Raw genomic sequence first — 22,584 nt, forward strand, 5'->3', positions numbered from 1 at the left:
TAGCCCGCTCGCCCTGGTGCCGGGGCCGTCGGACGCGTCACCCGCGGCGCGGTGCGCTCAGCCGACACCCTGCGGATCCTCCTGGGCGGTCTCCACGATGCCGTCCTCCATCGCCCGGCGCAGCAGGTCGACCTTCGTCGGCGCGGGCCGCCCGACCTCGACGTACTTCACGCGGATCCTGGTGATGTTCTCCTTGGCCGTGGAGTAGGCCACGCCGAGGCGCTCCGCCACGACCTTCAGCGGCAGCCCGGTCGCGTACAGGCGCAGCACCTCCCGCTCGCGCGTGGAGAGCTGGGCATCGGCGAAGGCCGTGTCGCCGTCGACGGCGTTCGCCCATTCCACGTTGTTCAGGGCCTCGCCGCGCGCGACGGTGCGCACCGCCGCGATCACGTCATCGAGCGGCGAGGACTTGCTGATGACGCCTGCAGCCCCGGCGACGAGAGCCTCGCGCACGGAGACCGGGCGATCGGCGACGCTGTGGATGACGACGCTCGAGCCGTCGGCGACCAGCCGGGTGACGTTCTCCGTCACCGTGGTGCCGTCGCCGAGCGTGAGATCGAGCAGCACGACGTCGGCGGGGACGGGCAGGGCGCGTCCCCGCGCGTCGAGGTACTCGGCGACGCCGGCGCCCGAGAACACGACCTCGAAGTCGGCCCGCTCGAGCGCGGCGGCGAGTCCCAGACGAACGGACTCGTGGTCGTCGATCAGGGCTACGCTGCTCACGGTCTCACTTTATCCGGTGCCACCGCCTGATTCCGTCGTGCGGCGACGTGGTTGCGCCGTGCGAGACGTCGGCGGCGCACACCCGTCCCCCGTCACCGCGGCTCAGCGGGTGAGCAGGGCGACCGTCTCCAGGTGGTGCGAGTGCGGGAAGAGGTCGAAGGCGCGCAGGCGTCGCGGCTCGTAGCCCAGCCCGCGGAAGGTGGCCAGGTCGCGCGCCAGCGCGACGGGGTCGCAGGCGACATAGGCGATCGCGGACGGATCCAGGGCGGCGACGTCCTCCACCACGGCGCGCCCCGCACCGGAGCGCGGCGGATCCAGGACCACCGCACCGCCGGCGACGTCGCGCAGGTCGGCGTCCCCGGAGTTCAGAAAGCGGTCGACGCGCGCGGTCAGGGCCCTGACCCCGAGGTCGCGCAGGTTCTCCGCCGCGTGCCGGGTAGCGCGCGGCGCGGATTCGACCGTCGTGATGCGGCGCCCGCCGAGACGCGCGAGCGTCGCGGCGAACAGCCCGACGCCGCCGTACAGGTCGAGGTGCGCGGCCGATGGATCCACGGCGCCGTCGAGCAGCTCCGCCACGGCACCGTCCAGCAGGCCCGCCGCGGCCGGGTGGATCTGCCAGAAGCCGTCGACGTCCAGGGCGAACGAGCGCCCCGCCGCCTGCTCGACGATCGTCTCCGGAGTGCGAGGGCGCGCTCCGCGACGCCCGCCCCGCCCGCGCGGGTGCTGCTCGGCCGCCGGGCGCAGCACGCGGCGCACCTCGCCGTCGGCGGGCTCGACGAGTTCGATCCGGCCCGCAGGCAGCCCGCGGAGCTCCCGCGCCGCCGCGTCGATCGCCGGGCGCGCGAGCACATGCCCGACCACCGGCACCACGCGATGGCTGCGCGCCGCGAACGGTCCGATCCGCCCGTCGTCGTCGACGTGCAGGGTGACCCGGGTGCGCCAGTTCTCGTCGGCACCGGTGGGTTCCACGTCGGGCGCGTCGATGCCGCCGCCGGCGAAGCGGTCCAGCGCCTCCTGCAGCACCTGGCGCTTCAGCACGCGCTGGTGCCCGATCTCGATGTGACCCAGGTCGGCGCCGCCGGGGCGCTGCTCCGGAGCACGCGCGACGTCGGCCTCAGGCCACACGTGCGGGCGCCGGTGGGGCGAGGCCTCGAGCACCTCGACGGTCTCGGCGCGCCAGAAAGAACGGGTGTCCGCACCGTCCGCGGGCTCGCTGAGCCTCGCTCGCACGCGCTCCCCCGGGATGGCGTCGGAGACGAACACGACGCGCCCCTCGTGCCGGGCGACGAACACCCCGCCGTGCGCGATCGCGGTCACGTCGAGGTCGAGAAGGGCGCCCTCGGACGCGTCGGAATCGCTCACCTCTCGATCATCCCAGACCGCGGAGGCGACGGATCCCGAGCCGATAGCGTGGATCCATGCGCGTGTGCCTCGCCTCCACCTCTCCCGCTCGTCTCGCCCTGCTGCGCCAGAGCGGCATCGAGCCGATCTGCCTGAGCCCCGGCGTCGACGAGGACGCGGTCGCCGCGGCGGAGGCGCAGCGCCTCGGCCGCGCGCTCGCGCCGGAGGAGGTCGTGCTGCTGCTCGCACGTGCGAAGGCCGCGGACGTCGCCGCCCGCATCCACGACGCGCACCCCGGCTTCGAAGGGATCGTGATCGGCGGCGACTCCATGTTCGAGCTCGACGGCGAGGTACACGGCAAGCCCTACGAGCCCGAGCGCGCGATCGCCCGCTGGCACGCGATGCGCGGACGCACCGGAGTGCTGCACTCGGGGCACAGCGTGATCCAGGTGCGCCCGGATGCGCCGCCCCGCGAGGTGCACGCGGTCGCCGAGGCGGCTGTCACGTTCGCCGCCGACATCGACGACGCGGAGATCGAGGCGTACGTCGCCACCGGGGAGCCGCTTCTCGTCGCGGGCGCCTTCACCGTGGACAGCCTGGGCGGTGCCTTCATCGAGCGCGTGGAGGGCGACCCCTCCACGGTCGTCGGCATGTCGCTGTCCACCCTCCGCCACCTCGTCGGGCGGCTCGGCATCCGCTGGACCGATCTCTGGAACGCCGTTCCGTCCGTGTCCTGACCTCGGCAGGCGCCGCATCGAGGCGCGCCCGGATCCGCGGTTCGTAGATTCCAGGAAGCGATCTCCGCGGATTCTTGTGGAGGGTCGTCAAAAATATCGGGACGGCTGTCGATAGGCTGACATCCATGCCTGCCATCGCCAAGGTGCTCGTCGCCAACCGCGGCGAGATCGCCGTCCGCATCATCCGCGCCGCGCGCGACTCCGGTCTCTCCTCCGTCGCCGTGTACGCGGACCAGGACCGGGACGCCATGCACACCCGGCTCGCCGACGAGGCCTACGCCCTCGACGGATCGACGAGCGCCGAGACCTACCTGCAGATCGACAAGATCCTGTCGGTGGCCCGCCGCTCCGGCGCAGACACCGTCCACCCCGGCTACGGCTTCCTGGCCGAGAACGCCGGCTTCGCCCGCGCCGTCATCGACGCGGGGCTCGTGTGGATCGGCCCCTCCCCCGAGGCCATCGAGGCGCTCGGCGACAAGGTCACCGCCCGCCACGTCGCGGAGAAGGTCGGCGCGCCGCTGGCGCCCGGCACCCCGGGACCGGTGGAGACCGCAGAAGAGGTCGTCGCCTTCGCCGAGAAGGTCGGGCTGCCCATCGCGATCAAGGCCGCCTACGGCGGCGGCGGGCGCGGCCTCAAGGTCGCCCGCGAGCTCGACGAAGTCGCCGAGCAGTTCGAGTCGGCCACCCGCGAGGCGATCGCGGCATTCGGCCGCGGCGAGTGCTTCGTGGAGAAGTACCTCGACAAGCCGCGCCATGTCGAGACGCAGTGCCTCGCCGACGCGGCGGGCAACGTCGTCGTCATCTCGACCCGCGATTGCTCACTGCAGCGCCGGCACCAGAAGCTCGTCGAGGAGGCCCCCGCGCCGTTCCTCACCGAGGAGCAGAACCGCGTGCTCTACGAGGCGTCCAAGGCGATCCTCAAGGAGGTCGGCTACGTCGGCGCGGGCACCTGCGAGTTCCTCATCGGCGCCGACGGCACCATCTCCTTCCTCGAGGTCAACACGCGCCTCCAGGTCGAGCACCCCGTGTCCGAGGAGGTCACCGGCATCGACCTGGTCCGCGAGCAGTTCCGCATCGCGGCCGGCGGCACGATCGACTACGACGACCCCGCCCCGCAGGGCCACTCGATCGAGTTCCGCATCAACGGCGAGGACCCGGGCCGCGGCTTCCTGCCGCAGCCGGGCCCGATCCACGTGTTCAAGACCTTCGGCGGCCCGGGCATCCGCCTCGACTCCGGCGTGACCGCGGGCGACGTGGTCTCCGGCGCGTTCGACTCCCTGCTGGCGAAGATCATCGTCACCGGCAAGGACCGCGCGGAGGCGCTGGAGCGCTCCCGCCGCGCCCTGGACGAGTTCGAGGTCTCGGGCCTGCCCACCGTGCTGCCGTTCCACCGCAAGGTCGTGAACGACCCGGCCTTCACGGCCGAGGACGGCCAGTTCGGCGTCTACACGCGCTGGATCGAGACCGAGTTCGTCAACGACATCCCCGCGTGGGACGGCGAGCTCGAGCCCAGCGCCGAGCCGAAGGGCCGCCACACGGTGGTCGTCGAGGTCGCCGGCAAGCGCCTCGAGGTGAGCCTGCCCGACCGCGTCGCGGCCTCGGTCGTCGGCACCGGCGGGCGCCCCGCCGCCGTGCCGCCGTCGCGTCGCAGCCACGCCAAGACGGTGAACGCCGGCGCATCCGGCGACGCGGTGAAGTCGCCGATGCAGGCCACGGTCGTCAAGGTCGCGGTCGAGGAGGGCCAGCAGGTCGTCAAGGGCGACCTGGTCGTCGTCCTCGAGGCGATGAAGATGGAGCAGCCTCTGCAGGCGCATAAGGACGGAGTGGTCGGCAACATCAACGCCGACGCCGGCGCGACCGTGTCGGCCGGCCACCAGCTGCTCACCATCAGCTGACCGGATCCGGATCGCGCCACCGCCGCTGCCGCCACCGCCGACGCTGCCGTAGGCGGGGCCGTTGCCGCCGAGCCACCCCTTTCACGCCGAACCACCCCCTTGCACCGCGTACGCAAGGGGGTGGTTCGATGAGAAGGGGGTGGCTCGGCGCGGGGAGGCGGGCGGCGCGAGCGGCGCGAGGGCGCGGGCGGCGCGGGCGGCGCGAGGGCGCGAGCGGCGCGAGCGGGGGCTCAGCCGGCGATGTAGACCTGGTGCATCGCGCGGGTGGCGTCGGTGATGCTGCTGGTGATCGACGGGTACGCGGCGAACACGCGCGACACCTGGTCGACGTTCAGGCGGCGCTCCACGGCGATCGCAAGCGGGTAGATCAGCTCCGAGGCCCGCGGGGCGACGATCACGGCGCCGATCACGGTGCCGGAGCCCTTGCGCGCGAGGATCTTCACGAAGCCGTCGCGGATCCCCTGCATCTTCGCGCGCGGGTTGGCGGCCAAGGGCAGCTTGTACGCGATGCCGTCGGCCACGCCGTCCTCGATGTCCTTCTCGGAGAAGCCGATCGTGGCGATCTCGGGCGCCGTGAAGATGTTCGCGGTGATCTTGCGCTTCTCCAGCGGGATCACGATGTCGCCCAGGGCGTGGAACACGGCGGTGCGCCCCTGCATCGAGGCGACCGAGGCGAGCGGGAAGAAGTTGGTGCAGTCGCCGACCGCGTAGATGTTCGAGACCGAGGTGCGCGCGACCCGGTTGACCCGGATGTGACCGGAGTCGGTGAGCTCGACGCCGGCGTCCTCGAGGCCGATCCCTGCGGTGTTCGGGATGGATCCGACCGCCATCAGGCAGTGGCTGCCGTCGACCGTGCGGCCGTCCGACAGCGTGACCCTGACGCCCGTGTCGGTGCGCTCCACCCGATCGGCGCGGGACTTGGAGAGCACCTGCATGCCGCCGCGCTTGAAGACCTTCTCGAGCACGCGCGCGGCGTCCTGGTCCTCGCCGGGCAGCACCTGATCACGACTGGAGATCAGCGTGACCTTCGCCCCGAGGTTCATGTACGCGGACGCGAACTCGGCGCCGGTGACGCCGGAGCCGACCACGATGAGGTGCTCCGGCAGCGTCTTCATGTCGTAGAGCTGCGTCCAGGTGAGGATGCGCTCCCCGTCGGGCTTGGCGGAGTCGAGCTCGCGGGGCGACGCGCCCACGGCGACGACGAGCGTGTCGGCCTCGATGCGGTCGAAGTCGGTGCCGTCCTCCGAGGTGGAGACGACGATCGCGTCCGGGCCGTCCAGACGGCCGTGGCCGGAGAGGATCGTCACGCCCGCGTCGAGCAGCGCGGTGCGCATGTCCTCGGACTGCTGCCCCGCCAGCGCCATCAGCCGCTTGTTCACGGCGGCCAGGTTGATCGCGATCTGCGGCTTGAGCGGCTTGCCCTCGGCGCCCTTGGCGTAGAACTGCACGCCCAGGTCGCTGGCCTCGCTGATTGCGACGGCGGCGTCGGCCGTGGCGATGAGGCTCTTGGAGGGCACGACATCGGTGAGCACGGCGGAACCGCCGACGCCCACCCTCTCCACGAGCGTCACCTCCGCACCGAGCTGGGCTGCGGCGAGCGCCGCCTCGTATCCGCCGGGGCCGCCGCCGAGAACGGCGACGCGCTGAGAGCGCTCGAACATCAAGGTCATGGGATCCATTCTTCCGCATCCGCAGGATGCCGACGATCCGCCCGCCCGGCGCTCTTCCGAGCCCGCCTCCCCCGGGGAGAGCACGGAGCCGTATCCTCGTTCTCATGGCTGATCAGACCCACCCCCTCGACGACCCGAACGCCGACCCCTTCGCGATCGCCGCAGAGGCGGCCGCGGACATCCACCGGCTGACCGGCGTCGATCACCACGACATCGCCGTCACCCTCGGCTCCGGCTGGAGCAAGGCCGCGGAGCTCATCGGCGAGACCGTCGCGACCATCCCCGCCACGGAGGTCACCGGCTTCTCGAAGCCCGCGCTCGAGGGCCACGTCGGGACGCTGCGCAGCATCGTGACGCCCGGTGGGAAGAACGTGCTCGTGATCGGCGCACGCACGCACTACTACGAGGGCCACGGCGTGCGCCGGGTCGTGCACAGCGTGCGCACCGCCGCGGCCACGGGGGCGAAGACCATGGTGCTCACCAACGGCGCGGGCGGCATCCGCGAGACGTGGAAGCCGGGCCAGCCCGTGCTGATCAGCGACCACATCAACCTCACCGCGGACTCTCCGCTCGAGGGCGCCACCTTCATCGATCTCACCGACCTCTACAGCGCACGCCTGCGCGACCTCGCGCGCACGATCGACCCGACGCTCGACGAGGGCGTGTACACGCAGTTCCGGGGACCGCACTACGAGACTCCCGCCGAGGTGCAGATGGCGAAGGCCATCGGCGGCCACATCGTGGGCATGTCCACGGCGCTCGAGGCGATCGCCGCGCGCGAGGCCGGCATGGAGATCCTCGGCTTCTCGCTCATCACCAACCTCGCCGCCGGGATCCAGAAGACGCCGCTCAGCCACGAAGAGGTGATCGAGGCGGGCCGAGAGGCCGAGCCGGTCATCTCGGATCTGCTGGCCCGCGTGATCGGGGCGCTGTGAGCGGCCGGGAGGCGGCACTGCTCACGCAGGCCCGCGCCTGGCTGCGACAGGATCCGGATCCGGAGACCCGCGACGAGCTCGCCGGGCTCATCACGCTCGCCGGATCCGGCGACGAAGCGGCGCTCGCCGACCTCGACGACCGGTTCCGCACCCGCCTCGCGTTCGGCACGGCCGGGCTCCGGGGCGAGCTCGCGGCGGGGTCGAACCGGATGAACCGCGTGCTCGTGGCGCAGGCCGCGGCCGGCTTCGCGGCGTACCTGACCGAGAGAGCCGCCGGCACAACGCCCACCGTCGTCATCGGCTACGACGGACGCAGGAACTCGCGGGTGTTCGCGAAGGACTCCGCGGAGATCTTCGCCGGCGCGGGGCTGCGGGCGATCCTGCTGCCGCGCCTGCTCCCGACGCCCGTGCTCGCGTTCGCCGTGCGCCATCTCGGCGCCGACGCCGGCGTGATGGTGACCGCGAGCCACAACCCGCCCAACGACAACGGGTACAAGGTCTACCTCGGCGGCGCCGATCAGGGGTCGCAGATCGTCTCCCCCGCCGACGCCGAGATCGCCGCGCACATCCAGCGCGTCGCCGACCGCGGGGACGTCCCGGCGATCCCCCGCTCCGACGCGTACGAGACCGCCGGCGAGGAGGTCGTCGACGCGTACGTCGCCGCGACCGCCGCAGTCGCCCCCGCCCCGGTCGGCGCCGCAGGGCTGCGCTGGGTCTACACCGCCATGCACGGCGTGGGCTGGGAGACGTTCTCCCGCATCATCGCCGAGGCCGGCTACCCCGCGCCGTGGACCGTCGGCGAGCAGCGCGACCCGGATCCGACCTTCCGCACCGTCTCCTTCCCGAACCCGGAGGAGCCCGGGGCCATGGATCTCGCGTTCGCGAAGGCCCGCACCCTGGGGGCCGAACTGGTGATCGCGAACGACCCGGATGCGGACCGGCTCGCCGTCGGCATCCCCGACGAGAGCGCCGAGGGCGGCTGGCGCCGGCTCACCGGCAACGAGGTGGGCCTGCTGCTCGGCTGGCGCGCGGCGCGCGCGGCCACGGTCGACGGCCCCGCGGCGCCCGGGACCTCGCTGGCGTGCTCCCTGGTCTCCTCGCCGGCGCTCGGCGCGGTGGCGGAGCGCTACGGGCTGGACTTCCACGAGACGCTCACCGGCTTCAAGTGGATCTCGCGGGCACGCGGCATCGCGTTCGGCTACGAAGAGGCGCTGGGCTACCTGGTCAACCCCGACACGGTGCGGGACAAGGACGGCATCTCGGCAGCTGTCGCCCTGCTCGGCCTCGCTGCGGAGGCCCGCGGGCGCGAGGCCACGCTGGCGGACCTGCTCGACGAGGTCGCCGCAGAGGTGGGCCACTTCGCCAGCGGCCAGGTGTCGCTCCGCGTCGACGATGTCGCCGTGATCGGCCGCATCATGGCAGCGCTCCGCCAGGATCCGCCCTCCGCGTTCGGGGACAGGGCGATCACCGCGTCCGAGGACCTCCTCTCCGCCGACTCCGGCGCCCCCGCGGGGGACGTGCTGCGGTACCGGCTCGCCGACGGCTCCCGCGTGATCGTGCGTCCGAGCGGCACCGAGCCCAAGCTCAAGGTGTACCTCGACGCGCGCGCCGACTCGGCCGAGGCGGCCCGTGCCGCCGTGGCGGAGCTCGACGCGGCGATCCGCGAGCTGCTGGCTCGGCTGGGCTGACGATGCCGTCCCGCTCCGTCGTGATCCGTGCCGAGGGCGGGGCGCACGCGCGCCCCGTCGCCGAGCTGGTGCGGCTCTCCCTGGCGCATCAGGGCCCGGTGGGGCTCACGACGGCGGGCGGGCGCAGCGTGGACCTCGGCAGCGTGCTGGCGGTGATGGATCTCGCGCTCGTGCCGGGCGACGAGGTGGTGCTCACCGCCGAGGGACCAGGAGCCGAGCGGCTGCTGGAGACCCTCGCCGGGGTGCTGGACGGCTGAGCGCGCGTCCGCTCAGCCGTCGATGACCGCGACGAGCTCGTCTAGGAACCCGGTGAAGGTCGTGCCCCGGCGCACGATCCGCTGCACGCTCTCGCCCTCGCCGAAGACCTCGACGAGCTGCTCGAACACCGTCTGGAACGCCTCGCGGTCGTGCTCGCTGAACGCGGCCAGGGCGACGACCTGCACCCGGCCGCTCCCCCACGCGACCGAACCGGCCGCGACGCCCACGGCGATCGCAGTGCGCCGGGCGGTCATCTGCAGGGCGTGCGGGACGGCGAGCGCATCGCTGAACGCCGTCGAGGAGAGCCGCTCGCGCTGGATCGTGTTCTCGATGTAGTCCTCGCCGATGAGCCCCGCCTCCACCAGGCGGCCGCCGAGCAGGCGGATGATCCCCTCCTCGCCGACGTCCGGCAGCGGGTGCACGAAGGCGTCCTCCGACAGGTAGCGGGACAGCTCCTCGCGGAGCCGGGCCAGCCGTCGCGCACGACGCAGCCGGGCGGCCGTCTGCTGCACGCGCTCCACGTCGGCGTCGGTGAGGAACGGCTGGATCAGCACCGCCCGATCGGCTGCGGCCGGCAGCGGCACGGTCGTGAGCACCAGGTCGCTGTCGATCTCGGACTCCCGCGGATCCATCGCGGTGATCACCCGGACCACCTCGATCCCCTGGCCGAGGGAGTGGTCCACGCGGGAGCGGAGCACCTCGTGCAGCTCGTAGTAGCCGGGGCAGACGATCGTGGCCGTCAGCAGCGTCTCCGCCCGGCGGCTGCGCTCCAGGCGTCCGCCGATGTGCATCGCGACGTACGCGATCTCGTCGTCGTCCACGCGGAGGCCCAGCCGCTCCTGCAGGCCGCTGACCACCGAGACGGCGACCTCGAAGATCATCGGGTACGCCGCCTTCAGCGACCGGGTCAGCGGGTTCCGCGCGCGCGACTCCTCCTGGGCGCGGCGGCGCAGGTTCTGCACGTGCAGGGCGAGGCGCAGGATGAACGCGTCGTCCACGAGGTCGACCTGGTAGTCGGACGACGCCTGGACCACCTCGGCGCGCACCGCCGCCTCGACCTCCGCGTCGAGTCCCGCTCGCGCGAGCTCGGCGGGATCCGCGCCGCCCGGTGTCACGATCCTCGTCAGCACGAGGCGGGCGAGGTGCGCCAGATCCTCGTCGCCGAGCTCCACCCCGAGCTGCTCCCGCGCCAGGGTGCGGATCGCCTCGGCCACCGGATCCGCGGCGCTCCCGGATTCCGCGCCGTGGGAGCGGTCGGCCCCGTCGAGGGCGCGTCCGGCGGCGACCCGGTCCGCGGCGATCGCGATGTGCAGCAGCACGTCGGCGATCGCGAGCTCGTTGACGTAGTAGCCCAGCCTGCCCAGCGCGGAGACCAGCCCGTCCTTGAACGGGCCCACCGCATCCGGCGGGATGGTTCCGCCGGCGAGGGCGAGACGGAACGGATCCACCGGGAAGTCCGCGGCATCCATCTCGTCGTGCGCGAGCCTGCTCAGCAGCCGACGCTGGTCGCGCTCCGCGCCGCGCAGCCGCACGACGTCCCTGTCCCGCTCCAGGGTCAGCCGTGTCCCGTCGAGGAGCGACCGCACCCGGGCGAGATCCGCCTCGAGTGTGGCCTCGCTGACGTGCAGCCGATCCGCGGTGTCGAAGACGTTGATCCCGGCCTCGTCGTCCAGGAGGGAGCGGACCAGTCCGTGCAGCCGTGCCCGCGGCGTCGAGTCCGCACCCGCCTTGGCGGCGAGGGCGGCCCGGGCCGACGCGCCCGCACGGTAGCCCGCCGCACCAGAGACGACGGCCTCCCCGTCCGGCACCCGCGCGTTCAGCGCCGTCACGTACGCCCGGACGCTGCGCGGCGTCACGCCCAGCAGATCGGCCAGCCGCGGGCCCGTGATCCACGCGTCCTCGCGCAGCAGCACGCTCAGCAGCCGGTCCTGCCGTCGAGTCGACACCCGTTGTCCCTTCACCCGCCCGCGCACCGCACGGTCACCCTCATGATGCCAGGATCCGGACCCCCGGGTCGCGGAACGCGTGTTCCGCCCGGGCGGAAGAGTTCCTGGTGGCTGCCGCTGCGGCAGCCGTCGAAGAATGAGCATCGGAGGAACGAATCGATGAGGATCCAGGTCATCTGCGGCGCCGGCGCATCCAGCACCTTCGTCGCGGCCCGGCTGCGGCGCGCCGCGCTCGCCGCCGGCTCCGAATGGGACGTCTCCGCGGCTCCGGCCGACGGAGTGGACGCGTTCGCCGACGTCGTCCTGCTGGGCCCCCACATCGCCGCGCTCCGGGAGGACATCGGACGGCGGGCGCCGCGCGCGCTCGTCGTGGTGCTCCCAGAGGACGCCTTCACCGATCTCGACGGCAGCCGCATCCACACGTTCGTGGCGGCCGCCGTCTCCGCACCGAAAGGAACGTCATGACCGCGCAGACCCGCACCGTCCGCATCGGCTCATCCCACGGACTGCACGCCCGCCCGGCGAAGATCTTCGCCCAGGCTGCCAAGGAGACCGGGATCCCCGTGACCATCGCCAAGGACGCGGGCAAGGCGGTGAACGCCGCGAGCATCCTCGGCGTCATCGCTCTCGGCCTCGAGCAGGGCGACTACGCGACGCTGACCGCAGAGGGCGACAGCGCCGAGGCGGCCCTCGACCGGCTCTCCGAACTGCTGTCCACCGACCACGACGAAGGCGCCGCCTGATGGCCGTGCTGCGCGGCGTCGGCATCGGCCAGGGCGTGGCGACGGGCCCCGTCCGGCACATGGCGGAAGCGCCTCCCGCGCCCGAGAACACCCCGAGCGCCGTCGGCGCCGACGCCGAGCGCTCCCGCGTGCAGGACGCGATCGCCGCCGTCGCCGCCGAGCTGAACCGCCGCGCGGAGGCCGCCGGCGGCGCCGCCCGCGAGGTGCTCGAGGCGCAGGCGATGATCGCCGAGGATCCGACTCTCGCCGACGAGGTCGAGGAGCGGATCGGCGCGGGGGCCACCGCGGAGTGGGCCGTGCACGACGCGTTCGCGGGCTTCCGCGCATCCCTGGAGGCCGTCGGCGGCTACCTCGGCGAGCGCGCGGCGGACCTCGACGACATCGCCCAGCGCGTGATCGCACGGCTGCGCGGCGTCGCCGCCCCCGGCGTCCCCGACTCCGAGCATCCGTTCGTGCTCGTCGCCCGCGACCTCGCCCCCGCTGACACCGCCCTGCTCGACCTGGAGAAGGTCCTCGCCCTGGTCACCACGGACGGCGGCCCGACCTCGCACACCGCGATCCTCGCCCGGGAGAAGGGCATCGTCGCCGTCGTCGGCGCCGCCGAGGCGGCCTCCGTCACCGACGGCGAGACCGTGATCGTGGACGCCGCCGCGGGCACCGTCACGACGGAGCCCGCGGCAGACGAGATCGAGCGTGCCCTGACCCGCGCCGCGGACCGCCGCGCCGCCGACACCGCACCGGCGACGCCGGGCGCGCTCGCGGACGGCACGCCGATCGCGCTGCTCGCGAACCTCGGCAAGCCCGGCGATGCCGCCGATGCCGTGGCCCGCGGTGCGGAGGGCGTGGGGCTGTTCCGCACGGAGTTCCTGTTCCTCTCCGCCACCCAGGCGCCCACCGTGGCCGCGCAGCGCGACGCGTACCGGGAGCTGCTCTCCGCGTTCCCCGGCCGCAAGGTGGTCGTGCGCGTGCTCGACGCCGGTGCGGACAAGCCGCTGCCGTTCCTCAACGACGCGCACGAGGAGAACCCTGCGCTCGGGCTGCGCGGCCTGCGCGCGCTCCGCGCCAGCGAGGACATCCTCCGCGAGCAGCTGACCGCCCTCGCCGAGGCGGACGCCGAGACCGACGCAGACCTGTGGGTGATGGCTCCGATGGTCGCGACCGTCGAGGAGACCGCCTACTTCACCGCCCTGGCCCGCGAGTACGGACTGCGCACGGCCGGCATCATGGTGGAGGTCCCGGCTTCCGCCCTCCTCGCCGACCGACTGCTCGCGCATGCGGACTTCGCCTCCATCGGGACGAACGACCTCACCCAGTACACGATGGCCGCCGACCGGCTGCTCGGTTCGGTCGCGTCCTTCCAGGACCCCTGGCATCCGGCCGTGCTCCGCCTGGTCGCCGAGGTCGGCCGTGCCGGAGCCGCGCTCGGCAAGCCCGTCGGGGTGTGCGGCGAGGCGGCGGCCGATCCCCTGCTCGCCGTCGTGCTCGCCGGCCTCGGCGTCGGCTCGCTCTCGATGGCGCCGGCGGCGCTGGCCGATGTGCGTCGCGCACTCGCCCAGCACACGCTCGAGGACGCGCAGCGCCTCGCCGCCGCCGCTCTCGGCGCCGACGACGCCGACTCCGCCCGCGCCGCGGCGCAGAGCGCCGGCTGAACCCCCTTCCCGACAGATCCCTCCCCCGAATCCACACAGAAAGCGATGACATCATGACGACGACGTCACCCACCGCCTCCCCGCGCTCAGCCCGAGTCGCGGTGCAGAGGTTCGGCACCTTCCTCTCCGGCATGATCATGCCGAACATCGCGGCCTTCATCGCCTGGGGCCTCATCACCACCCTGTTCATCGCGGCGGGCTGGCTGGGCTGGTGGCATCCGGTCTCCGACATGCTCGGCGGCTTCGGCAACGCCGACAAGATCGGCTGGACGCATGCCATGACGGCCCTCGCCAAGGCACCGGACGGCTCCACGTTCCCGCAGTACGTGGGTCTGGTCGGCTCGATGATCACCTATCTGCTGCCGCTGCTCATCGCGAACACCGGCGGACGCATGGTCTACGGCGAGCGCGGCGGCGTCGTCGCCACGATCGCCACCATGGGCGTGATCGTCGGCACCACCATCCCGATGTTCCTCGGCGCGATGATCATGGGCCCGCTGGCGGCGTGGATCACGAAGCAGATGGACAGGCTGTGGGACGGCAAGATCCGCCCCGGCTTCGAGATGCTCGTGAACAACTTCTCCGCCGGTATCCTCGGCATGCTCCTCGCGATCGCCGGGTTCTTCGGATTCGGTCCGCTGATCTCCGCGGTCAGCGGGTTCCTCGGCACCATCGTGGCCTGGCTCGTCTCTGTCGGACTGCTTCCGCTGCTGTCGATCATCGTCGAGCCCGCGAAGATCCTGTTCCTGAACAACGCCATCAACCACGGCGTGTTCACGCCGCTCGGCATCCAGCAGGCGAGCGAGACCGGGAAGTCGATCCTGTTCCTCATCGAGGCGAACCCCGGCCCCGGACTCGGGATCCTGCTCGCGTTCACGTTCTTCGGCGTCGGCGCGGCGAAGGCGAGCGCGCCGGGGGCGATCATCATCCAGTTCCTCGGCGGCATCCACGAGATCTACTTCCCGTACGTGCTCATGAAGCCGATCCTGGTCATCGCGGCGATCGGCGGCGGCATGACCGGTGTCGCCACGAACGCGCTGTTCCACAGCGGCCTGCGCTTCCCGGCTGCACCCGGCAGCATCATCGCGGTACTGCTCGCGACCGCCTCCGACAGCTACCTGGGCGTGATCCTGTCGGTCGTGCTCGCTGCGACGGTCTCGTTCCTGCTGTCGTCGCTGTTCCTGCTCCGCACGCGCAAGCGCGACCTCGCCACGGAGGGCGCCGGCGACCTGTCCGCGGCGATCGCTCAGACCGAGGCCAACAAGGGCAAGGCGTCCTCGGCGCTGTCCGGCCTGCGCGAGCGCACCGCGGCCGAAGCGGGCGCCGAGGCCGCTCCCGCCACCGCCGGCAGCGCCGTCGTCGACAAGCAGATCTCCAAGATCGTCTTCGCCTGCGACGCCGGGATGGGCTCGTCCGCGATGGGTGCGAGCGTGCTGCGGAACAAGATCAAGAAGGCCGGGATCGAAGGCGTCGACGTCACCAACAAGGCGATCGCGAACCTGGACGGCAGCGAGGACCTGATCATCACGCAGCAGCAGCTGACCGACCGCGCCCGCGCGCGCAACGGCGAGGCGATGCACGTGTCGGTGGACAACTTCATGAACTCGCCGCGCTACGACGAGGTCGTCGAGCTCGTCCGCAAGCAGCACGACGGCGAAGCCTGACCCGACCGGTACGAGAGGAACACCACGATGAGCATCCTGACCCCCGACCGCGTCCGCATCCACGCCGGCTCCGCCACCCAGGAGGAGGCGCTGCAGGAGGCCGCCGGCCTCCTGCAGGCCGCAGGCGCGGTGACCCCCGCGTATCTCGACGCGATGAGGCAGCGCGAGCAGACCGTCTCCACGTTCATGGGCAACGGGCTCGCCATCCCGCACGGCACGAACGAGGCCAAGGGAGAGATCCTCGCCTCCGCGCTGTGCGTGCTGCGCTACGACGGCGGCGTGGACTGGGCGGGCGACCCGGTGACCTTCGTGATCGGCATCGCGGGCCGCGGTGACGAGCACCTGGAGATCCTGTCGCAGATCGCGATCACGTTCTCGGATGAGGACGAGGTCGCCCGCCTCGCCGCCGCCGGCTCCGCCGAGGAGCTGTACGAGCTGCTGGCGGGGGTGAACGGCTGATGCCCGTCGCGGTGCACTTCGGCGCGGGCAACATCGGGCGCGGCTTCGTGGGCCTGCTGCTGCACGAGGGCGGGTACGACCTGGTGTTCTCGGACGTTGCTGCCGACCTCGTGAACGCGATCAACGCCGCGCCGGAGTACACCGTGCACGAGGCGGGTCCCGGAGGCGCCGACCACGTCGTCACCGGCTACCGCGCGGTGGACAGCCGCACCGACCCCGAAGCCGCGGCCGCCGCGGTCGCCACGGCCGACGTCGTGACGACCGCGGTCGGCCCGACCGTGCTGCGGTTCGTGGCGCCGACCATCGTGGCGGGGCTGCGACTGCGCGACCCCGACCTGCCGCCGCTGCAGGTCATGGCCTGCGAGAACGCGATCGGCGCGACCGACCTGCTGCGCACCGAGATCGCCGCCGCCGCGGGAGACGACTCGGCGCTCCTCGCGCGTGCCGTGTTCGCGAACACCGCCGTCGACAGGATCGTGCCGGCTCAGGCGCCGGGTCAGGGCGTCGACGTCACGGTGGAGCCCTACTTCGAGTGGGCGATCGAGAGCGGGCCGTTCGGCGACCGTCCGCCGCACATCCCGGGTGCGCACTTCGTCGACGACCTCGCGCCCTACATCGAGCGCAAGCTGTTCACCGTGAACACGGGGCATGCCGCGACCGCCTACTTCGGCGAGCGCGCCGGTGCGATCACGATCGCCGAGGCGCTGCAGGACCCGGCGACCGCGGCGGCGGTCGAGGCCGCGCTCGAGGAGACGTCGAACGTGCTGTCCGCGGTGCACGGCCTGGATCCGGAGGAGCTCTCCCGGTACCGCGCGAAGATCCTGGACCGGTTCCGCAACCCGCTGCTCCCGGACACCGTGCGCCGGGTGGGCCGGCAGCCGCTGCGCAAGCTGTCGCGGCATGAGAGGTTCATCGGCCCGGCGGCCATGGCCGCGGAACGAGGTCTCGGCACGTCGGCGCTGGTCGCCGCGGTCGGTGCCGCGTTGTCCTTCGACGCACCAGAGGACGAGGAGTCGGTGCGGCTGCAGGAGCTGCTGCGCGCCCTCGACGCCGACGCGTTCACCGTCGAGGTCACCGGCCTCGACGCCGCGCATCCGCTGTACGCCCCGGTGCGCGACGAGGTCGCCCGGCATCAGGATCGGTAGTGCGAAGGTCGACACCGGCGACGACCCCACGGCGCGGCTAGGCTCGTGGCATGGACTTCGCCGCGCCGGTCACCCTCGAGAACGACTTCGTCCGGCTGGAGCCGCTGAGCGCGGATCACGCCGAGGACCTCGCCGCCGCGACCGCCGGGCTCGAGGATCGCTGGTACACGAGCGTCCCGTCCGCCGAGGGCGTGCCCGCGGAGATCGCACGCCGCCGACGGATGCACGCGGAGGGATCCATGAACCCGTTCGCGATCGTGTCGCTCGACACCGGTCGCGCGGTCGGGATGACGACCTATTGCGACATCGATCAGCCGAACCGCGCCGTCGAGATCGGCTACACCTGGCTGTCGCCCGAGGTGCACGGCACGGCGGTGAACCCGTCCGCCAAGCGCCTGCTGCTCGCGCACGCGTTCGAGACATGCGCAGCGAACCGCGTGCAGTTCTGCACGCACTTCCACAACCGTCAGTCGCGCGCCGCGATCGAGCGGCTCGGCGCCAAGCTCGACGGGATCCTTCGCAACCACCGCATCGGGCCCGACGGCGCGCTGCGGGACACCGTGGTGTACTCGATCCTCCCCCACGAGTGGCCGGCGGTGCGCAACGGCCTCGACGCCCGGCTCGACCGGCGCAGGTCGCTCCTCCCGTCGTTCTCAGCCGACCGATAGGATCGGGGCACTGCGCGCGGCGGCCCGGGACCGCGCGGATGGGGAGAACATGGCGACGAGGTCATATGCCGTGATCGGCGCCGGCCCATCGGGCCTCGCGGTCATGCGCGCGCTGCAGAAGGCGGGCATCGCGGCGACGGGATTCGAGGCCTCGCACGGGGTCGGCGGACTCTGGGACATCACGAACCCCCGCAGCACCGTGTACGCGTCGGCCCACCTGATCTCCTCGCGCGCCACGACCGAGTTCGCCGAGTTCCCGATGGACACCGACGTCGACTATCCCGGCCATCGGCTGCTCAAGCGCTACTTCGACGACTACGCCGACGCGTTCCGCTTGCGGGAGCGCTACCGCTTCGGCACCCGGGTGGACCGCCTGGAGCGCGACGGCGAGGGCTGGATCCTGCACGCCACCGCGCGCGACGGCGATGGCGGCGACAGCGCCGTGACGGAGCGCTACGACGGCGTGATCCTCGCCAACGGCACGCTCGCCGAGCCGAACGTCCCCGCCTTCCCCGGCACGTTCACCAGCGAGCTCCTGCACACCAGCGGGTACAAGGATCCGGCGCAGCTCACCGATCGCCGCGTGCTCATCATCGGTGCCGGCAATTCGGGCTGCGACATCGCCGTCGACGCCGTGCATCACGCGGCGAGCGTGGAGATGAGCGTGCGCCGGGGCTACTACTTCGTTCCGCGCTACCTGTTCGGCCGACCGAGCGACACCCTCAACCAGGGCAGGCCGCTGCCGGCGCGCCTCAAGCAGGCGATCGACTCCCGGGTGCTCCGGGCGTTCACCGGAGACCCCGTGCGCTTCGGGTTCCCGAAGCCCGACTACCGCATCTACGAGTCGCACCCGATCGTGAACACGCTCGTGCTGAACCATCTCGGCCAGGGCGATCTGCGCATCCGCGCCGACATCGACCGGTTCGACGGCTCGACCGTGCATTTCCGCGACGGGTCCAGCGGCGACTACGACCTGGTGCTGCTCGCCACCGGATACCTGCTCGACTACCCGTTCGTCGACCGCGAGCACCTGAACTGGACCGGTGCCGCACCGCAGCTCTTCCTGAACATCTTCCCGCCGTCGTTCAACGGCCTCTTCGTGTGCGGGATGATCGAGGCCAGCGGCATCGGCTGGCAGGGCCGCTACGAGCAGGCCGAGCTGATCGCGGCGTACGTGGCCGCGACGGAGCAGGATCCGGCCCGCGCCGCGCGGTTCCGGCGTCGGGTCGGCGACCAGCCGTGGCCCGACCTGACCGGCGGGTACCACTATCTCGGACTCGCCCGGATGTCGTACTACGTGAACAAGGATGCCTACCGGCGCGCGGTGCGCGTCGAGAAGGAGGCGCTGCGATGAGGCGCGTCCTGGTCACCGGCGGCGCCGGCTTCCTCGGCGCCAGGGTCACCGGTCTGCTGGTCGACCATCCCGACGTCGATGTCGTCCTCTGCGGCGATCTGCGCGAATCCGAGGTGCCGGGGGTCACGTCGGTGCGGGTGGATGTCACGGATCCGCTCGCCCTGCCCGACCTGCTGCGGCTTCACCGCATCGACACGGTCGTGCACCTGGCCGCGATCGTCAATCCCGGCCGCGACGTGCAGGCGGAGTTCCGCGTGGACGTGCAGGGCTCCTCGAACGTCGTGGCCGCCTGCGTGGAGGCCGGCGTGCGTCGCCTCGTGGTGTCGAGCTCCGGCGCCGCGTACGGCTACCACGCCGACAACCCGGTCTGGATCGACGAGACGGACGCGCTGCGCGGCAACGACGAGTTCCCCTACTCGCGGCACAAGCGCATGATCGAGGAACTGCTCGCCGCCGCCCGCACCACGCACCCGGGCCTGGAGCAGGTCGTGTTCCGGATCGGCACCGTGCTGGGCCCGACGGTCCGCAACCAGGTCACGGCGCTGTGGGACGCCCCGCGCATCCTGCGCATCGCCGGATCCGACTCGCCGTTCGTGTTCGTCTGGGTCGACGACGTCGCCCGGGCCATGGTGCGCGCCGCCGTCGGCGAAGGCCCGCCCGGGATCTACAACGTCGCGGGCGACGGCGCCCTCACCGTGCCGGAAATCGCGCGCCGGCTGCGCAAGCCCCTGCTGACCCTGCCGGCGCCGCTGCTCGCGACGGCCCTGGCGATCGGCAGCGCGCTGCGGCTGACCGAGCACGGGCCGGAGAAGATCCGCTTCCTGCGGTACCGTCCGGTGCTGCGCAACGCCCGCCTCAAGGAGGAGTTCGGCTACGTGCCGCGGCTCACCTCGGCGGAGGCGTTCGAGGAGTACGTCCGCACCCACCCGGACGTCGTGCGCGGAGACTGACGGGCACATCCCCCCGTCAGTGCGTACCCGCTTCGACCAGGATCACGCCGCCCACGATGATCGCGAGCCCGATCGCCGTCATGACGGAGATCCGGTCGTGGAACAGCACCCGCCCGAGCACAGCGGTCGCCGCGACGCCCAGCGCCGCCCAGACGGCGTACGCGATGCCCACGGGCATGCCCAGCGCCAGCGTCGCGCCCAGCAGCACGTACGAGACCAGATAGCCGACGACGATCGCCGGGATGTGGCGGCGCCGCCGGAACCCCTCGGAGGCGCGCAGGCTCAGCGTGGCGGTCACCTCGGCCGCGATGGCGCCGAGCAGCAGCAGCCAGGTCACGCGGAGCCCCCGTCCTCGCCCCGGGCGTGCCGGGTGCCGAGTTCGGCGAGCAGGACGCCGGCGATGATCACGCCCAGTCCCCCGAGGGAGAGCGGGCTGAGCGCCTCCGCGAAGAGCGCCGCCGCGGCGAGCGCGGTGAGCGCCACCCCGATCGCCGACCAGATGCCGTACGCGACACCCACGGGCATGCCGCGGGTGAGCACCACCCCGAGGAGCCAGAACGAGCCGCCGTACCCGACCGCGACCACGCAGAGCCACCACCAGGATCCGCCCGTCGACACCGCGCGGAGGCTGAGCGTCGCGCTCACCTCCAGCACGATCGCGAGGAGCAGGGGCGGCCACGCGCTCCGCGGGCCCGCGACGGGCGCCGGACGGGGCGCGGGAGCCGGCGGCTCAGGCGAGGACATCGTCGAGCAACGGATGCAGGTGCCGGGTGCTCAGCACGCCCGCGGCAGTCCTCGCCCCCGCCGCCAGCGCCTCATCCAGCGCCAGGCCGGACAGCGTCGCGTCCAGCACGCCCGCGAAGAAGGCGTCGCCTGCCCCGTTGGTGTCCACGACCTCGACCGGCTCTGCGGCCACGCGGTGCAGCGCCCCGTCGCGGTCGACCGCGATCGCGCCGTCGGCGCCCATCGTGCACACGGCCAGCACCGCGCCGGCGGCGATGCGGTCGCGGAGGAAGCCCTCCGGATCGTCGAGGCGGTCCGCGCTGCAGAACACCACGTCCGCGGCGTCGAGGAACGGCTGGTGGAACGCGGCCGATCCGTCGTAGTCGTGTGCGTCGACCCAGATCGGCGCACCGGTCGCGCGCGCCTCGTCGATCGCGTCGAGCCCTTCGGCGGAGAGATCGAGCACGATCGCCGATGCCCCGGCGAGCGCCTCGTCGGGGGCCGCTTCCTGGTCGTCGCCGGTGGCCGGCTCAGGGGACGACAGGTAGAGGGACACCCGCTCCCCGGCGCCGGTCATCAGGTTCAGATGCCGCTCTGAGGCGTCCGCAGGACGCAGCCCCGACAGCGGAACGCCGGCACGCTCCAGCGCCTCCCGGATCCGGTCCCCCGCATCATCCGCTCCGACGCGGGCACGCAGCGACACCGCACGTCCGAGCCCGGCGAGGCTCAGCGCCTTCCCGGCGCTCGTGCCGCCGACCGTCTGCCAGTCCGCCTCGGCGAACTGCATGTGCGGTGTGGGATCGGGGAGCCGGTCCAGCAGCACGATCGTGTTCCACGACACCGCCCCGACGATCGCGACGCGCCCGGATCCCGGGGCCTCACTCATCGAAGCCCTCGGCGATCATCTCGACGAGCTCCTCACGCTCCTCGACGGGGAGGAAGGCCCCCGCCGCGGCGTTGAACTGCAGCGACTCCAGGTCCTCCAGGTCGTAGCCGAAGGCGTCGACGAGGAGCGCCATCTCCCGCGTCAGCGACGTCGCGCTCATGGTGCGGTTGTCGACGTTGACGGTGACGGCGAAGCCGAGCTGGTACAGCAGGTCGAACGGGTGATCGGCGAACTCGCTGCCCCACGCCGCGATCGCCCCGGTCTGCAGGTTGGACGACGGCGACAGCTCGAGCGGGATCTCCCGGTCCCGCACCCAGCGTGCGGTGTCGCCGAAGCGCACCTGCACCTCCTCGCCGTCGCGGTTCACGATCTCCAGGTCCTCGGCGATGCGCACGCCGTGCCCGAGCCGCAGGGCGCGGCCGTCGATGAGGGCGGAGCGGATCGAGTCCAGGCCCGCCGCCTCACCGGCGTGCACGGTCGTGGGGAACATCTGCCCCGCCAGGTATTCGAAGGCGTCCCGGTAGCGCGAGGACGGATACCCCGCCTCGGGGCCGGCGGTGTCGAAGCCCACCACCCCGCGGTCGCGGTTCGCGACGGCGAGCTCGGCGATCTCGCGCACCCGGTCGGTCTGGCGCATGGCGGACAGGAGCTGGCCCACGCGGATGCTCCTGCCGCTGCGGTCGGCGGCGTCCTCGCCCTCGTCGATGCCGTCCTGCACCGCGTCGACCGCCTGCTGCAGGGTCAGCCCGGCGGAGAGGTGCAGCTCGGGTGCCCAGCGCACCTCGCCGTACACGACCCCGTCGCGCACCAGGTCCTCGACGAACTCGCGGGCGATCCGGCGCAGGTTGTCCGCGGTCTGCATCACCGAGAGCGACACGTCGAAGGTCTTCAGGTAGTCGACCAGGGATCCGGCCGACGCCTGGGTGCGGAACCACATCCCTAGGGCCGTGGCGTCCGTGTGCGGCAGCTCGATCCCCGCCGCGTCGGCGAGCTCGATGATCGTGGCGGGGCGCACCCCGCCGTCGAGGTGGTCGTGCAGCGAGACCTTGGGCAGTCCGCGGAGGGACAGGCCCTCGACGTCCAGGTCGCCGTTCGCGTCGATGGGCATGACGGATCCTTCCTCGGCGGGCGGATGGGGAGGAGCCCTTCG

General features: G+C 72.5%; 22 protein-coding genes. 14 read left to right on the forward strand and 8 right to left on the reverse strand.

The window, feature by feature from the left end; genetic code table 11:
- Positions 1–57: 57 nt before the first annotated feature.
- Together AERO9AM_RS13305 and AERO9AM_RS13310 are read right to left on the reverse strand one after the other, a co-directional pair.
- Positions 58–723, reverse strand: a complete 666-nt coding sequence (locus tag AERO9AM_RS13305) for a response regulator transcription factor (protein WP_159576569.1) — start codon at positions 721–723, stop codon at positions 58–60.
- 102 nt (positions 724–825) lie between these two features.
- The gene (locus AERO9AM_RS13310; protein WP_159576570.1) at positions 826–2,085 is read right to left on the reverse strand and encodes a class I SAM-dependent RNA methyltransferase; all 1,260 of its coding nucleotides are present in this window, start codon (positions 2,083–2,085) and stop codon (positions 826–828) included.
- Between the two features lie 56 nt (positions 2,086–2,141).
- Here AERO9AM_RS13310 and AERO9AM_RS13315 point away from each other — a divergent pair, with 56 nt between their 5' ends.
- Both AERO9AM_RS13315 and AERO9AM_RS13320 read left to right on the forward strand, forming a co-directional pair.
- Positions 2,142–2,801: a Maf family protein gene (locus AERO9AM_RS13315; RefSeq protein ID WP_159576571.1), complete on the forward strand. Its 660-nt coding sequence runs from the start codon at positions 2,142–2,144 to the stop codon at positions 2,799–2,801.
- A 125-nt stretch (positions 2,802–2,926) separates the two neighbouring features.
- Positions 2,927–4,696 (forward strand): acetyl/propionyl/methylcrotonyl-CoA carboxylase subunit alpha, encoded by a 1,770-nt coding sequence (locus AERO9AM_RS13320; RefSeq protein WP_159576572.1) that lies wholly within the window; start codon positions 2,927–2,929, stop codon positions 4,694–4,696.
- Between the two features lie 230 nt (positions 4,697–4,926).
- On the opposite strand, the gene AERO9AM_RS13325 is transcribed toward AERO9AM_RS13320, so the two are convergent.
- Entirely contained in the window at positions 4,927–6,375 is a 1,449-nt protein-coding gene (locus AERO9AM_RS13325; protein WP_159576573.1) for an NAD(P)H-quinone dehydrogenase, read from the reverse strand.
- Between the two features lie 95 nt (positions 6,376–6,470).
- Here AERO9AM_RS13325 and AERO9AM_RS13330 point away from each other — a divergent pair, with 95 nt between their 5' ends.
- The 3 genes from AERO9AM_RS13330 to AERO9AM_RS13340 are packed head-to-tail and all read left to right on the forward strand — an operon-like array spanning position 6,471 to position 9,246.
- The gene (locus tag AERO9AM_RS13330; RefSeq protein ID WP_159576574.1) at positions 6,471–7,301 is read left to right on the forward strand and encodes a purine-nucleoside phosphorylase; all 831 of its coding nucleotides are present in this window, start codon (positions 6,471–6,473) and stop codon (positions 7,299–7,301) included.
- On the forward strand, positions 7,298–8,989 hold the full coding sequence (locus AERO9AM_RS13335; RefSeq protein ID WP_159576575.1) for a phospho-sugar mutase: 1,692 nt from the start codon (positions 7,298–7,300) through the stop codon (positions 8,987–8,989). The genes AERO9AM_RS13330 and AERO9AM_RS13335 overlap by 4 nt, the downstream gene beginning before the upstream one ends.
- Positions 8,990–8,991: 2 nt before the next feature.
- Positions 8,992–9,246 carry an HPr family phosphocarrier protein gene (locus AERO9AM_RS13340; protein WP_159576576.1) on the forward strand — a complete coding sequence of 85 codons (255 nt, stop codon included), beginning with the start codon at positions 8,992–8,994 and terminating at the stop codon, positions 9,244–9,246.
- A gap of 12 nt (positions 9,247–9,258) precedes the next feature.
- Here AERO9AM_RS13340 and AERO9AM_RS13345 read toward each other — a convergent pair whose 3' ends face one another.
- Positions 9,259–11,193 carry a BglG family transcription antiterminator gene (locus AERO9AM_RS13345; RefSeq protein ID WP_236602619.1) on the reverse strand — a complete coding sequence of 645 codons (1,935 nt, stop codon included), beginning with the start codon at positions 11,191–11,193 and terminating at the stop codon, positions 9,259–9,261.
- A gap of 159 nt (positions 11,194–11,352) precedes the next feature.
- Between AERO9AM_RS13345 and AERO9AM_RS13350 the strand changes: the two genes are divergently transcribed.
- From AERO9AM_RS13350 to AERO9AM_RS13390, 9 genes are read left to right on the forward strand one after another with little or no spacing between them, the layout of a single operon-like run.
- A complete protein-coding gene (locus tag AERO9AM_RS13350) occupies positions 11,353–11,658 on the forward strand; it encodes a hypothetical protein (protein ID WP_159576577.1) in 306 nt (101 codons plus the stop codon).
- The gene (locus tag AERO9AM_RS13355) at positions 11,655–11,936 is read left to right on the forward strand and encodes an HPr family phosphocarrier protein (protein ID WP_159576578.1); all 282 of its coding nucleotides are present in this window, start codon (positions 11,655–11,657) and stop codon (positions 11,934–11,936) included. Before AERO9AM_RS13350 ends, AERO9AM_RS13355 begins: the two co-directional genes overlap by 4 nt.
- Positions 11,936–13,585 carry a phosphoenolpyruvate--protein phosphotransferase gene (gene ptsP / locus AERO9AM_RS13360; RefSeq protein ID WP_159576579.1) on the forward strand — a complete coding sequence of 550 codons (1,650 nt, stop codon included), beginning with the start codon at positions 11,936–11,938 and terminating at the stop codon, positions 13,583–13,585. The genes AERO9AM_RS13355 and ptsP overlap by 1 nt, the downstream gene beginning before the upstream one ends.
- A gap of 53 nt (positions 13,586–13,638) precedes the next feature.
- A complete protein-coding gene (locus AERO9AM_RS13365; RefSeq protein ID WP_159576580.1) occupies positions 13,639–15,249 on the forward strand; it encodes a PTS mannitol transporter subunit IICB in 1,611 nt (536 codons plus the stop codon).
- Positions 15,250–15,276: 27 nt separating this feature from the next.
- Positions 15,277–15,708 carry a PTS sugar transporter subunit IIA gene (locus AERO9AM_RS13370; RefSeq protein WP_159576581.1) on the forward strand — a complete coding sequence of 144 codons (432 nt, stop codon included), beginning with the start codon at positions 15,277–15,279 and terminating at the stop codon, positions 15,706–15,708.
- The gene (locus AERO9AM_RS13375) at positions 15,708–16,853 is read left to right on the forward strand and encodes a mannitol-1-phosphate 5-dehydrogenase (protein WP_159576582.1); all 1,146 of its coding nucleotides are present in this window, start codon (positions 15,708–15,710) and stop codon (positions 16,851–16,853) included. The genes AERO9AM_RS13370 and AERO9AM_RS13375 overlap by 1 nt, the downstream gene beginning before the upstream one ends.
- 50 nt (positions 16,854–16,903) lie before the next feature.
- Positions 16,904–17,521, forward strand: a complete 618-nt coding sequence (locus AERO9AM_RS13380; protein ID WP_159576583.1) for a GNAT family N-acetyltransferase — start codon at positions 16,904–16,906, stop codon at positions 17,519–17,521.
- Between the two features lie 49 nt (positions 17,522–17,570).
- The gene (locus AERO9AM_RS13385) at positions 17,571–18,875 is read left to right on the forward strand and encodes a flavin-containing monooxygenase (RefSeq protein ID WP_159576584.1); all 1,305 of its coding nucleotides are present in this window, start codon (positions 17,571–17,573) and stop codon (positions 18,873–18,875) included.
- Positions 18,872–19,825, forward strand: a complete 954-nt coding sequence (locus AERO9AM_RS13390; RefSeq protein WP_159576585.1) for an NAD-dependent epimerase/dehydratase family protein — start codon at positions 18,872–18,874, stop codon at positions 19,823–19,825. The genes AERO9AM_RS13385 and AERO9AM_RS13390 overlap by 4 nt, the downstream gene beginning before the upstream one ends.
- 16 nt (positions 19,826–19,841) lie before the next feature.
- On the opposite strand, the gene AERO9AM_RS13395 is transcribed toward AERO9AM_RS13390, so the two are convergent.
- Genes AERO9AM_RS13395 through AERO9AM_RS13410 form a run of 4 tightly spaced genes read right to left on the reverse strand, consistent with a single transcriptional unit; the run spans position 19,842 to position 22,542 of the window.
- Positions 19,842–20,162 carry a DMT family transporter gene (locus tag AERO9AM_RS13395; protein WP_159576586.1) on the reverse strand — a complete coding sequence of 107 codons (321 nt, stop codon included), beginning with the start codon at positions 20,160–20,162 and terminating at the stop codon, positions 19,842–19,844.
- Positions 20,159–20,569, reverse strand: coding sequence for a DMT family transporter (locus AERO9AM_RS13400; RefSeq protein ID WP_159576587.1), 411 nt, complete (start codon positions 20,567–20,569; stop codon positions 20,159–20,161). Before AERO9AM_RS13400 ends, AERO9AM_RS13395 begins: the two co-directional genes overlap by 4 nt.
- Complete coding sequence (locus AERO9AM_RS13405; RefSeq protein WP_159576588.1) at positions 20,556–21,434, reverse strand: carbohydrate kinase family protein; 879 nt, start codon at positions 21,432–21,434, stop codon at positions 20,556–20,558. Before AERO9AM_RS13405 ends, AERO9AM_RS13400 begins: the two co-directional genes overlap by 14 nt.
- The gene (locus AERO9AM_RS13410) at positions 21,427–22,542 is read right to left on the reverse strand and encodes an adenosine deaminase (RefSeq protein WP_159576589.1); all 1,116 of its coding nucleotides are present in this window, start codon (positions 22,540–22,542) and stop codon (positions 21,427–21,429) included. Before AERO9AM_RS13410 ends, AERO9AM_RS13405 begins: the two co-directional genes overlap by 8 nt.
- Positions 22,543–22,584 lie beyond the last annotated feature (42 nt).

Source organism: Microbacterium sp. 8M, from assembly GCF_902506375.1.
In the GTDB taxonomy this organism is placed as follows: domain Bacteria; phylum Actinomycetota; class Actinomycetes; order Actinomycetales; family Microbacteriaceae; genus Microbacterium.